The 12,056-nt window shown below is 72.6% G+C and carries 8 protein-coding genes; 4 read left to right on the top strand and 4 right to left on the bottom strand.

Annotation, left to right across the window (positions count from 1 at the left end; translation table 11 throughout):
• On the bottom strand, nt 1-975 hold the full coding sequence (locus ACQP1N_RS02755; protein ID WP_242609011.1) for an iron ABC transporter substrate-binding protein: 975 nt from the start codon (nt 973-975) through the stop codon (nt 1-3).
• 110 nt (nt 976-1,085) lie between these two features.
• Here ACQP1N_RS02755 and ACQP1N_RS02750 point away from each other — a divergent pair, with 110 nt between their 5' ends.
• From ACQP1N_RS02750 to ACQP1N_RS02740, 3 genes are all read left to right on the top strand, one after another.
• Nucleotides 1,086-3,671 carry an AMP-binding protein gene (locus ACQP1N_RS02750; protein WP_433228896.1) on the top strand — a complete coding sequence of 862 codons (2,586 nt, stop codon included), beginning with the start codon at nt 1,086-1,088 and terminating at the stop codon, nt 3,669-3,671.
• Between the two features lie 2 nt (nt 3,672-3,673).
• Entirely contained in the window at nt 3,674-4,042 is a 369-nt protein-coding gene (locus ACQP1N_RS02745) for a hypothetical protein (RefSeq protein ID WP_131732965.1), read from the top strand.
• 147 nt (nt 4,043-4,189) lie between these two features.
• Nucleotides 4,190-5,032 (top strand): class I SAM-dependent methyltransferase, encoded by an 843-nt coding sequence (locus ACQP1N_RS02740; RefSeq protein WP_433228895.1) that lies wholly within the window; start codon nt 4,190-4,192, stop codon nt 5,030-5,032.
• On the opposite strand, the gene ACQP1N_RS02735 is transcribed toward ACQP1N_RS02740, so the two are convergent.
• On the bottom strand, nt 5,010-8,042 hold the full coding sequence (locus ACQP1N_RS02735) for an NACHT domain-containing protein (RefSeq protein WP_433228894.1): 3,033 nt from the start codon (nt 8,040-8,042) through the stop codon (nt 5,010-5,012). The genes ACQP1N_RS02740 and ACQP1N_RS02735 overlap by 23 nt on opposite strands.
• Nucleotides 8,043-8,566: 524 nt before the next feature.
• On the opposite strand from ACQP1N_RS02735, the gene ACQP1N_RS02730 reads away from it, so the two are divergent.
• Nucleotides 8,567-9,397: a universal stress protein gene (locus ACQP1N_RS02730; RefSeq protein ID WP_433228892.1), complete on the top strand. Its 831-nt coding sequence runs from the start codon at nt 8,567-8,569 to the stop codon at nt 9,395-9,397.
• A 33-nt stretch (nt 9,398-9,430) separates the two neighbouring features.
• Here the strand turns inward: ACQP1N_RS02730 and ACQP1N_RS02725 are convergent, their stop codons facing one another.
• The gene (locus ACQP1N_RS02725; protein WP_433228891.1) at nt 9,431-10,567 is read right to left on the bottom strand and encodes a Vms1/Ankzf1 family peptidyl-tRNA hydrolase; all 1,137 of its coding nucleotides are present in this window, start codon (nt 10,565-10,567) and stop codon (nt 9,431-9,433) included.
• Between the two features lie 61 nt (nt 10,568-10,628).
• Nucleotides 10,629-11,942, bottom strand: coding sequence for a phosphoribosyltransferase family protein (locus ACQP1N_RS02720; protein ID WP_433228890.1), 1,314 nt, complete (start codon nt 11,940-11,942; stop codon nt 10,629-10,631).
• Between the last annotated feature and the right edge of the window lie 114 nt (nt 11,943-12,056).

The following is a 12,056-nucleotide window of genomic DNA, read 5'->3' as shown; positions in this document are numbered from 1 at the left end:
TCAGACCATTCCGGCTTCCCGCAGCATCGTCAGGGTCTGCTGGAGCGATTCGAGCCTGCCGAGGTCGATCGCCGGGGCCTTCAGCGTGTCCAGCGGGGGCAGCCCCGGAACCGTGCTCGTGACGCCGGAGGCCAGCGGGTACTCCTTCGTCTCGTCGCTGAAGTAGTGCTGCGCCTCCGGGGAGAGCAGGAAGTCGATCGCCTTCAGTGCCGTCGCCCGGTGCTCGCTGCCCTTCAGCATGCCCACGCCCGCGACGTTGATCAGCGCGCCGGGGTCGCCGCCGGGAAGGTGGTGGAGCTTGGCGGTGACGTTTCCCGCGCCCTTCTCGGCGACCTTCTCGTACCAGTAGTAGTGGTTGATGAGGCCGAGGGCGACCTGCCCGGAGTTCACCGCGTCCAGGACGGCGATGTTGTTGTCGTACGCCTTGGCGCCGTTGGCCTTCAGGCCCTTGAGCCATGCGCGGGTGGCCTCGTCGCCGTCCAGGATCCGCATGCCGGTGACGAACGCCTGGAAGGACGCGTTGGTCGGCGCATAGCCGATCTTGCCCTTCCACTCCGGCTTGACGAGGTCGCGCACGCTGTCGGGCACCGTGGTGACCTGGGCGGGGTGGTAGGCCAGCACGCGGACGCGCCCCGAGAGGCCGACCCAGTCGCCCGCGCTCCCCCGGTACCGCTCGTCCACCCTGCCGAGCGTCGGCTGGGGCAGCGTGTCCAGGCGTCCCTGCTTGGCGAGGGCGCCGAGCGCCCCGGCGTCCTGGGAGAAGAACAGGTCGGCCTTGGTCCTGTCGCCCTCCTCCAGGAGTTGCGCGGACAGTTCGGCGCTGGTGCCGTACCGGACCTCGACGTCGGTGCCGACGGCCTTCTCCAGCTTGTCCAACAGCGGTTTGACCAGTCCCTCGTTGCGGCCGGAGTAGATGACGAGACCGGCCTCCGACCCGATGCCGCAGGCCGTCATGAGCGGAATCAGGAGAGCCACCACAGCGAATGCGGAAGAGATACGGCGTAGGGGGTTTCGCATGTTGTCCCTCAGGTCAGTCTCATGGTCATCTTGGCTATATAGGTAAGCCTTGCCTAAGGTACACGCCTGTGAGCAGCGTTTCCCCTCCGGGTCCCACGGCGGTCCCGTTCGCCCGAGAGCTCGCCGGCCACGGGGACCGGACGGCGGTCATCACCACCGGCGGCGCACTCTCCTACCGGGAGCTGGCCGAACGGGTGGCGGCCACCGCCCGGCGCCTCGGACCGGGACGGCGGCTGGTCCTGCTCGCCGGCGCCAACACGGTCGAGGCGCTCGTCGTCTACCTGGCCGCGCTGGCCCGCGGCCACCCCCTCCTGCTGGTCCCGCACGATCGTCCCGGCAGCCTGAAGTCCCTGGTCGCCGCCTACGACCCGGATGTCGTGGCCCTCCCGGACGGCACGCTCGACGAGCGGCACGCGGCCTCGGCGCACACGCTGCATCCCGACCTCGCGCTGCTGCTCAGCACGTCCGGCTCGACGGGCGCGCCGAAACTCGTCCGGCTGTCGCACGAGAACCTCCAGTCGAACGCGGCGTCCATCGCGGAGTACCTGGACATCCGGGACGGCGACCGCGCCGCGACGACCCTGCCGATGCACTACTGCTACGGCCTGTCGGTCCTCAACAGCCACCTGCTGCGCGGGGCGGGCCTGATCCTCACCGACCTCTCGGTGACCGACGAGCGTTTCTGGACGCTGTTCCGGGACGCGCGGGGAACGTCCCTGGCGGGCGTCCCCTACACCTTCGACCTGCTGGACCGGGTCGGCTTCCCCGGTATGCGGCTTCCGCACCTGCGGTACGTCACCCAGGCCGGCGGCCGGATGGCGCCCGAGCGCGTGGCGCGCTACGCGGCGCTCGGCCGGCGGCGCGGCTGGGACCTCATCGTCATGTACGGCCAGACCGAGGCGACCGCGCGCATGGCGTACCTGCCACCGGACCTCGCGGCCCGCCACCCGCAGGCGATCGGCGTCCCGATCCCGGGCGGGTCCTTCCGGCTGGAGCCGCTGCCGGACGGGACCGCCCCCGGCACCGGGGAGCTCGTGTACTCCGGGCCGAACGTCATGCTCGGATACGCCGAGGGGCCCGCCGACCTGGCCCTCGGCCGCACCGTCGGGGAACTGCGCACCGGCGATGTCGCGCGGCTCCTGCCGGGCGGGCTCTACGAGGTGATCGGGCGGCGCGGCCGGTTCGTGAAGCTCTACGGCCTGCGGATCGACCCGCAGGCCGTCGAGGCGATGCTCGCCCGGCACGGCCTGGTCTCCTGCTGCACCGGCGACGACGACGGGCTGGTGGTGGCCGTGACCGGCGACGCCGACGCCGGTCACGTCAGGCGGCTGGTGGCGGCCGAGTGCGGGCTGCCCGCCCGGGTGATCGGCGTGCACGTCCTGGCCGGCCTGCCCCGGCTCCCCACGGGCAAGCCCGACTACCGGGCCGTGCTCCGGCTGGCCCGCCCCGAGCCGGCGGCCACCACGGACCTGTGCCGCCTGTACGCGGAGATCCTGGACCATCCCGGCGTCACCGACGACTGCAGTTTCGTGAGCCTGGGCGGCGACTCGCTGTCCTACGTCGAGATGTCGCTGAAACTGGAGGAGTCACTGGGGACCCTGCCTCCGGACTGGCACACGCGGCGCATCCGTGATCTTCGGCGTCCGGCCGGGCGGGCCGGGCGGCGGACCCTGGAGACGGGCATCGCCCTGCGCGCCGTCGCGATCGTCCTCATCGTCGGGTCGCACATCGGGATCTTCACGGTCCGGGGCGGCGCCCATGTGCTGCTGGCGGTCGCGGGCTTCAACTTCGCCCGGTTCCATCTCACCTCGTCCGTCCGGCGTGCACGCCGCCGGCACGTGCTGGACGCCCTGACGCGGATCGCCGTGCCGAGCGTCGCCTGGCTCGCCCTCGCCGCGCCCCTCACCGCCGGCTACCACCTGACCGACGTCCTGCTGCTGAAAAGCGCCTTCGGGCACAACAGCAACTACTGGTTCGTCGAGGTGATCCTGTACATCCTGCTCGCGATGGCCGCGCTGCTGAGCGTGCCGGCACTGGACCGGGCGGAACGGCGCGCGCCCTTCCGTTTCGCCTTCGGCCTCCTGCTGGTCGGGCTGATCGTCCGCGTCGACCTCGGCGGGCTCTCGGACCTGCCGGACGCGATCACCGCGTGCTGGCTGTTCCCCCTCGGCTGGGCCGCGGCGAAGGCGGGCACCGCCCGGCGGCGCGCACTGGTGACCGCGGTCGCGCTGGCCACGGTTCCGGGGTACTTCGGCGCGGGGGAGCCGGTGCGGGAGATCATCGTCCTCGCCGGTCTGGCGCTGCTGATCTGGGTTCCGGCCCTGCCGAGCACGCGCCTGCTCAACCGCCTCGGCGGCCTGCTGGCCGGCGGCTCCCTGTACATCTACCTGGTCCACTGGCAGATCTATCCGCTGCTGGAGGACCGCTCGCAGGTCCTGGCCCTGCTCGCCTCGCTCGCGGGCGGCGTCGCGTACGCCGCCGTCGCCGCGAGGATCCTGCGCCACGCGGCATCGCGAGGATCCCGGCCGCCATCACGGCGCGTTGCTCTCAGCGTCCCCCATGGTTCGGCCAGGGCAGCCGAGGAATCCGCAGCCGGGCTCGGCGACCGGGACCAACGGCTCTATGACCCCGCACCCCCCGTGACGAAGATGTGACCGTGGAGGTACTCGCGTACATCGCGGCGGCTTTGACCGGGCTCTGGGGTGTCTCCCACGCGATACCCACCCGGCGGGTACTGGCCGGGTTCGCGCCCATCAGCACGGACAACCGCCGTGTGCTCGTGCAGGAATGGCTCGCCGAAGCCTTGACCATGTGGGGCGTGGCGGTACTCGTCATCGTGGTCACCGCGGTGGGCGGCGACGCCGAAGTGACCCGGTGGGTCTACCGCGTCGCCGCCGGGCTGCTGGTCGCGTTGGCGGTGCTCACCACCTTCACCGGCGCGCGCACACCGGTCATCTGGTTCAAGATCTGCCCGGTGCTGCTCGCCACGTCGGCGACCCTCCTCCTGCTGGCGAGCACCCTCTGACATTCCTCCGGCGGATGCCGGTGCCCTGCGGAACGCGGCGCGCAGCGAAGGGGGATCCTCCTCCCCACCACGCCGCTGCACACACCCTGCACCCGTGACTTTCGCACACCATGTCAGCACCTCGTCCCCATCTCGTAAGGTCGTCTTGTGGGGTCTGAGAAGGACGTCTGGGCCGTCGGTGACTCGTACGAGGCGTACGCCGGACGGTGGAGCCGCCGCATCGCGGAGGCGTTTCTGCGGTGGCTGGACGTACCGGCGGGACGGCGATGGCTGGACGTGGGCTGCGGCACGGGGGCGCTGACGGAGACCGTGCTGTCCGTGGCGGAGCCCGCGCGGGTCGTCGGCGTGGACACGTCCGCGGGGTTCCTGGCCCATGCCCGCGAGCGGATCGGCGATGCCCGTGCGGTGTTCCGGCTCGGCGACGCGCGGTCATTGCCGGTGCCCGACCGGGGTTTCGACGCCGTCGTCAGCGGGCTCGCGCTCAACTTCGTGCCCGAGCCGGGCCGCGCCGCCGCCGAGTTCGCCCGGGTCACGAACCCGGGTGGCGTGGCCGCCGCCTACGTGTGGGACTACGCCGAGGGCATGGCCATGATGCGGTTCTTCTGGGACGCCGCCGCCACCCTGGACCCGGCCGCGGCCGACCTGGACGAAGGGCTCCGTTTCCCCCTCTGCCGGCCGGAGCCGCTCGCACGGCTGTGGACGGACGCGGGCCTGGACGAGGTGGTGGTCCAGGCGATCGAGATCCCGACGGTGTTCTCCGGTTTCGACGACTACTGGCGGCCGTTCCTGGGCGGTCAGGGGCCCGCCCCGGGATACGTCATGTCCTTGGGCGCCAAACATCGCGACGCCCTGCGCGAGCTGCTGCGCGAACGCCTGCCCTCCGGCCGGGACGGTTCCATCCGGCTCACCGCCCGCGCCTGGGCGGTCCGTGGCCGGCCCGCCCCCGCAACCGCCGTGGGCAGTACAGCTAGGGGGCCAGAAGGGCGGTGAGGCGGTCGGCGAGGCCGCGGGTTCTGGGGTCGTGGGTGTGGTCGAGGTGGAGGCTCTCGCCGAGGGGCTCCAGGTCCCGTCCGGTGACCAGGCGCCGGTCCATCGCCGAGAGGATGGTCTCGAACGCGGCCTTCAGATACAGGTCGCATTCCTCCTTGGCGGGAAGCGCGGACAGGGCCTGCACCACCCGGGCGAGACCTTGGAACGCGTCAAGGTCGGCTTCGTCGCGGAACACGGCCACCAGGGCGGCGAGCAGGGCGTGGGTCGCCGAGGTCGCGTGTTCCCCGGGGACGGCGAGGTTGGCGATCGTGGGGAAGGCGTCGGCCAGCGGCGCCAGGGCGTGGACCAGGACGCCGTCTGTACCACCGCAGTTCAGGTTGCTCTTGAGCAGGATGGAGAGGGGCTCGTGCGCCCTGTAGGAGAGACTGGTCTCGCGGAGCGCGTGCCCCGGCGGGATGTTGTAGGTCCAGTAGAGGTCGACCGCCTCGGGCCGGTAATCCTCCCCCATGCGGCTGATGCGGATGCTGCGCTTCTCTCCGTCCCACTCGCGTTGAAGGGCGATCAGCTGGAAGAAGCCCGCCCACTCCTCTCCGTAGAGCAGTGATCGCCACAGCATGGCCTGGGCGCGCCAGTCGTGGGCGGGGCTGTCCGCCCCCGGGAAGAGCCGGTCACCGGTGATCTCGCCGGCGACGAGCACGGCGAGGATCACGAGGTTCATGCTCCAGGCGGCATGGCGCGCGGGGACGGTCAGCGGCCGGGGCCGGTAGTGACCGTAGGACGAGCCGGGACGCTCGTGCAGGGCCCGGCGGTGGATGTCGAGCAGCAGGTCCGTCAGCACGCTCCGGTGGGCCGGGTCCAGGTGGGCGAGCAGATCGCCCAGGAACTCGATGACCGGCGCGCGGGCGGTGAGCCCGGCGAAGGACAGCAGCGCGTGCAGGAGGTCGTCGTTGACCTGGGGCGCCAGCGGGGACCGCGCCGCCGTGACGGCCTGGGCCGCCATGCCGGTGAGGAGCTGCGCGACGAGCCGGGCGATGAGGAACTCCCCGAAGGTCGCGTGGAGGAACTCGTAGGTGTGCAGCGCCTGCCCGTCGCGGGTGACCCGCGTTTCGTGGACGAAGAAGAAGCGTCCCACCACGATCTGCGCCGCGGAAAGGGGGGCCTGGAGGCCGGTGTCGCCGGGATGTGCCCGTTCGGGGGCGAGGAGGGCGAGGAGGTCGGCGTCCAGGTCGGTGCCGGTGACCCATTGGCCGCGCCGGTTGAACATGGCGAACCCGACGATGGACAGCCGCAGCAGTTCCTGTTCCACCGCGCGCCGGTGCGCCTCGTCGTCCAGGTCGGGGGCCAGCTTGCGGATCTGCCGGCTCGCGAACTCCCGGAGAAGCCGCTCGTAGAGGCCCGTCCGGTCGAACGCCGCGGTCCGCTGGTGCAGGGCGTTGTCGTCCGCGTCGTACAGGGCGAGCATCAGCAGCAGCAGCGGCTGCCCGGCCAGTTCACGGTGGGCGAGGGCCACCTCGTCCGGCAGGGGCCGCAGGCCGCGCCCGCGCAGCGCGGGCTCGTTGAGGTCGTGCCAGTTCGCCAGCCATGCGCGGATCTGGGCGTCGTCGAACGGCTCCAGGCGGGCGATGACCGAGCCGTGGGGGATCCTGGCCCGGTCGACCACCGCCGTGCGGCTGGTCACGATGACGGCCACCGGACGCCCCTGGTCCGCCTCGCGCTCCTGGAAGGCCATCACCTTCATCAGGAAGTCGGTCTGGGTGACGCCCGTCGCCTGGAGCAGTTCGTCGAAACCGTCCAGGATGACCACGGGGAGCGCGCCGGAGCCGGCCTCGACGAGCCGCGGCCAGGACGTCCGCTCCCCGGTCGCCTGCCGGACGGCGTCCTCGATGCGGCTCTGCAGGTCGCTTTCGGCCGGGGCCTGCCTGAGTTCGACGAGGACGGGCAGGAAGTCGTCCACGGGAAGGCGGGCGGCCAGGATGCGGGTCAGCACGGACTTGCCCGAGCCGGGCTGCCCGAGCACGAGCATCGGGGCCGCGACCGCCTCCGGCGACGTCAGGTACGCCGCGAAGAAGCGGCCCGGTTCGGTGTACACCGGCATGCCCGTCCACCAGGATTCCTGGCTCGGCCGGGCCGCGGCGTCCATGACGGCCGCCCGGAGGCGGTGGTCGATGTATCCCTGCTCCAGGGTCGGGATCGTCAGGCCCGACGGGACATCGCCGCCCGCCGCGATGGGCCGGTGCAGGGACGCCCGGTACGAGCGGGACAGCGCGGTCCGCTGCCCGCCGGCCGCCTGCCCGCCGGTCATGGGCGCCAGCAGCCGCTCCAGCGAGGCCATCCCGCTCATCAGTTCCGTCCGGGCCGAGCGCCGCTCCCAGTGCTCGATCCAGATCCCGAACTCCGGGCAGTCCACCGCCAGCCTGCGCAGCATCTCCTCGTACGTCGCGAGCGCGCGTTCCGGCATGGCGTGGGTCAGCCGCCGGGCGGCCTCGGCGCGGACGTCCCCGTCCAGCCCGGTCCACTCCGGCAGGCCGGACACGAACTCCAGGAGACCTCCGCCGAGGCGGCCGTAGTAGGCGAGCAGGTCCCGCCGGATCGATTCGTGCGTGTGGGACGGGCCCGGCGTGGGAAGCTCCGCCCGCGTGAGCGCCTGCGCCATGCCGCGGCGGCCGGTGCCGTCCGCGCCGGTTCCGCTGAGCGAGATCTGCTCGCGGACCTTCAGCCTGACGTGGGGGACCGCGTCCGGGAGTTCCTCGAAGTACGCCGCCAGCACGATGACGGTGTGCGCCGCCCGCAGCCGCTCGGTGCGGGTCAGGCGGTTGAGGCCGCGAAGCCGGTCGCCCAGATCGCGGGTCAGGGCGTGGCCGAGCCGGACGGCCTCCTCCCGCGCGCCGAGGAGGTCGAGGCCGCCGCCGGCCAGGCCGAGTCCCGCCAGCCAGTCGAGCAGGTTGATCAGCCTGCTCTCGCCCTCGCCGAGCATCCTGACCGCCTCGGCGTAACTCAGCGGACGTCTCATGTTCCTCCCCTGGCACCGGCGGATCGGCCCTTCCATCCTTCCTGCGCCGCCGCCCGGCTTGCTGATCATGACCGACTGTGGCCCCGGAGGACGCGCGAGGTCCCGAAGATGAAGGACCTTGGTCCCTACAGCCGCTCGCGGGGTGGAGAGACGTTGGTAGTGGGCCTGTGGGACGAGCGAGGGAGTTCGACCCGGAACCTCCGGAGGAGTCGCCTTCGACGGAGGAGACGGGAGGACTGAGAGGCCGGAGAACCGCAAGGCGATCCGGCGACCCCTAGCCACCTGATCCGGACAATGCCGGCGAAGGGAGAGCGCCTCGCAGGTCTTCCTCCATGCCCGGCGGCCTGCCCCGTCCACCGGCCGGACCTCGCCGCCGCGATCATCGCGAGGTGCCGTCCCCCGTCGTGCAGGTTCTGGGGGCCGTGGGCGCCCCTTCTCCATGGCGGTGCCGTTCCATGGCGGTGCCGTTCCATGGCGGTGCCGTGCACAGCCCGGCCACGCGGGACCGCGCAGGAGGGAGAACCATGAACGCACCCGTCATCGCAGGCGTGGACGGATCGTCCGCGTCTCCGCGCTGCGTCGCCTGGGCGGCCGCCGAGGCGCACCTCCGGCACTGTCCGCTGGAGCTGGTGCACGCCTCGACACTGCTGCACCGGGACGGCTCGCTGAGCGACGACGCCTATGAGCAGATGGAGACCGACCGCACCCGCATGCTCGACGACGCGGAGGCGTACGCGCGCATGCTGCGTCCGGACGTGGAGGTACGCGCCCGCCTGCTGGACGAGGAGGCGGGCAGGACGCTGCTGGCGGAGAGCGGGAACGCCGAGCTGGTCGTCGTCGGCACCCGCAGGGTGGCGGGCGCCGACGGCCGGCTCTTCGGCTCGGTGGGCCGGGAGGTGGCGGCGCGCGCCCGCTGCCCCGTGCTCGCGATCCCCGCGTCGGCCCCCGAGCCGGCCGCGATGCCGGCCGAGGTCGCCGTCGGTGTCCAGGAGCGCCATGGCGAGTCCCGGACGATCGGCTGGGCCTTCGAGGAGGCGTCGTTGCGGGGCGCGCACCTGACCGCGATCCACGCCTTCGGCGCGGAGTTCGGCGCGGCCAGGCAGAAGGTCGGCCAGGACACCCTTCTCTCGGAGGCCCTCGCCGGCTGGAGCCCCCGGTACCCGGACGTCCAGGTGACCAGGACCGTCTCCGACCAGCACCCCGCGCAGGCACTGGTGGCCGCGTCCGACGGGGCGGCCATGGTGGTCGTGGGCGCGACGCGCCGCGGCGGCGGAAACGGACCCGCGCTGGGAAAGGTGGACCAGGCGTTGCTCGATCACGCCCTGGCCCCCGTCGCGGTCGTTCCCGAGATCTGAGACCCGCGGGGACACCGTTGCCCGGGGCGCGGATCACGCCCCCTGCTCGGCGCTCACGGCCGCGAAGCGGCACAGCGCCCCGATCCCCTCCGCCGGCGCGTCGGGGGCGCCGGCCCGCACGACGTGGATCCCGGCGCCGGTGAGGAGGGCGCAGCGCACCGCGACGTCGATCAGCGGTCCTCGGGTGATCTCCGAGGCCCCGGCGTCGGCGAGGTCCTCGCGGTCGCGTGACACCTGGGTGGGGTGCCGGCCGAACCATGCGGTACGCCGGTCCAGGGGGTCGTCCACGACGAGAAGCGTGTACACCCGTCCCTGGGTGAGGGCGTCCAGGGTCTCCTGGACGCCCTCGACCGCGCGTCCGGACGGGCCCTTGCGCTCCTCCAGCAGATGCAGCAGGGACCGCGTCTGCTCGTCGGCGGCCCGGCGGGTCTCGGCGGCGACCTGGGCGGCGCGGTCCTTTTCGGCGCCGTCCGGGCTGCGTCCGCCGCTGACGTACCGGATGCTCACCTCGCGCCGCACCCGCTCCGGCAGGTGCTTGGTGAGGTACTGCAGGGCCCGGACGTCGCCGGCGAGCAGCAGCAGCCGGGCGTCGAGGTCCGCGACGGTGCGCACCAGCGCGTCCGCCACCCGCACCGCGTTGTGCTCCCACGAGTCCTCGGCCCGGTGCTGGTGGCGCATCTGGGACCAGCCGCCGGGCGCGTTGCGCACGATCTCGTCGTCCGTACCGTCCACCACCTGCACCAGGGCTTCCGTCGCGCCGCACGGGTACGCGGCGACGTCCGCGCCGGTACGGTCGACGAGCGCCAGCACGTACGCGGGGCGCTCCTGCACCCACTCCAGCAGCGGCAGCACGTGCGGCAGAGCGTCGTACACCGCGAGATCGGGCCGATCCGACCCGGGCATCTCCAGGGCGAAAAGCACCTCGCCGTGCGCGGCGAACGCGGCCAGCACCCCCGAGCCCGGCACCGACTCCGACACCCTCCGGGTCAGGGACTCGATGGTCGCCCGGTCGGCCCCCTGCTCGGCCAGCCGCCCCGTCAGCGCCTGCCATCTCAACCAGACGTCCTCCTCCGGAGGCGCGGCCAGTTCGACGTAGACCGACGCCACCGGCCCGGCGGACGTGAACAGCCGGTGCAGGGCTTTCTTGTCAACCCCCGTGTTCGCCCTCATGAGCCCCCATCCTTGATATCCGACACCACCGTCCAGAAGAGGCGAAGGTCCCGAGCCGGGTTCATCGCGCCGTCACCGGGGCCAGGTGGCCGACGAACCAGTCCCGGGCGAGCTCGGCGACCTGTTCGAGCGTCCCGGGCTCCTCGAACAGGTGGGTGGCGCCCGGGACGATGGCAAGCTCGTTCTCACAGCGCATCTGCGCCTGGGCCTCGCGGTTGAGGTCGATCACCACCTCGTCACGGCCGCCCACGATGAGCAGGGTGGGCGCGGTCACGTCGGCCAGGCGGGGCACGGCCAGGTCGGGGCGGCCCCCGCGGGAGACGACGGCGGCGACGCCGGTGGCCGGCTCGGCGGCGGCCCACAGCGCGGCGCCGGCCCCGGTGCTCGCGCCGAAGTAGCCGATGCGCAGTTCCCGCGCCTCCGGCCGGCCCCGCAGCCAGCCGGTGACCTCGACCAGGCGGCGGGCCAGCAGGCCGATGTCGAAGACCTTGCCGCGGTCGTACTCCTCATCGGGGGTGAGCAGGTCGAACAGGAGCGTCCCGAGCCCGGCCTGGTTCAGCACGGTGGCCACGAAACGGTTGCGGGGGCTGTGCCGGCTGCTGCCGCTGCCGTGGGCGAAGATGACGATCCCGCGGGCGTTCTCCGGCACCGTGAGGTGACCGGCCAGCCGCACCGGCCCGGCCTGGACCGTGACCTCCGCTCCCTGCACGGGGTCGGGCCGGTCGGCCGGCACGTGTTCGGCCTGCGCGGCGGCCCGCTCCAGAATGGCCACGACCTCGTCGTCAGAGGTCTGGGAGAAGTCGGTGTAGAACTGGCCGATCGAGAAGAACGGCGCGGGCGTCTGCGGGCAGACGAGTTCGTCGGCGTCCCCCGCCAGCCTGGAGGTCCAGTCCGGAGGTGCCACGGGCACCGCGAGCACCACCCGTGCCGCCCCGTGGGCACGGGCGACATGACAGGCCGCACGGGCGGTCGATCCGGTGGCGATACCGTCATCGACCACGACGACCGTCCGGCCCTGCAACGGCACCCGGGGGCGCTCGCCGCGGAAGCGCAGCGCACGGCGTTCCAGCTCGGCCCGTTCGCGCTCCTCCACCACGGCGAGCTCGCCCGGGGAGAGGTCCGCCATGGCGACGATCTCCTCGTTGATCACCCGGACCCCGTCCTCACCGATGGCGCCCATTCCCAGCTCCGGCTGCCACGGCACGCCCAGCTTCCGCACGACGATGACGTCCAGGGGCGCGTCCAGCGTCCGGGCCACCTCGTAGGCGACGGGAACGCCTCCTCGCGGCAGGCCGACCACGACCACGTCCTCGCCGCGCAGGTGCCGTAGCGACTCCCCCAGACGCCGGCCCGCGTCGATGCGATCCACGAACATCGTTTCCCTCCCTCGCCTTCTGGATCCGCCGGGAAATCACCGCCGTCGGCTAGGGGGAATGGTCCCCACACTCGTAGCCGCCACACCCCGAGCGCCGACTTGCGGGTCAACAGC

Origin of the sequence: Actinomadura formosensis (genome assembly GCF_050948385.1) — a bacterium.
In the GTDB taxonomy this organism is placed as follows: domain Bacteria; phylum Actinomycetota; class Actinomycetes; order Streptosporangiales; family Streptosporangiaceae; genus Spirillospora; species Spirillospora formosensis.
This window is presented reverse-complemented; position numbering and strand designations above follow the sequence as displayed.

Coding starts and splice junctions, on each gene's coding strand:
- ACQP1N_RS02720 (WP_433228890.1), bottom strand. CDS start 11,942: ATGTTCGTGGATCGCATCGACGCGGGCCGGCGTCTGGGGGAGTCGCTA.
- ACQP1N_RS02730 (WP_433228892.1), top strand. CDS start 8,567: ATGAACGCACCCGTCATCGCAGGCGTGGACGGATCGTCCGCGTCTCCG.
- ACQP1N_RS02735 (WP_433228894.1), bottom strand. CDS start 8,042: ATGAGACGTCCGCTGAGTTACGCCGAGGCGGTCAGGATGCTCGGCGAG.
- ACQP1N_RS02725 (WP_433228891.1), bottom strand. CDS start 10,567: ATGAGGGCGAACACGGGGGTTGACAAGAAAGCCCTGCACCGGCTGTTC.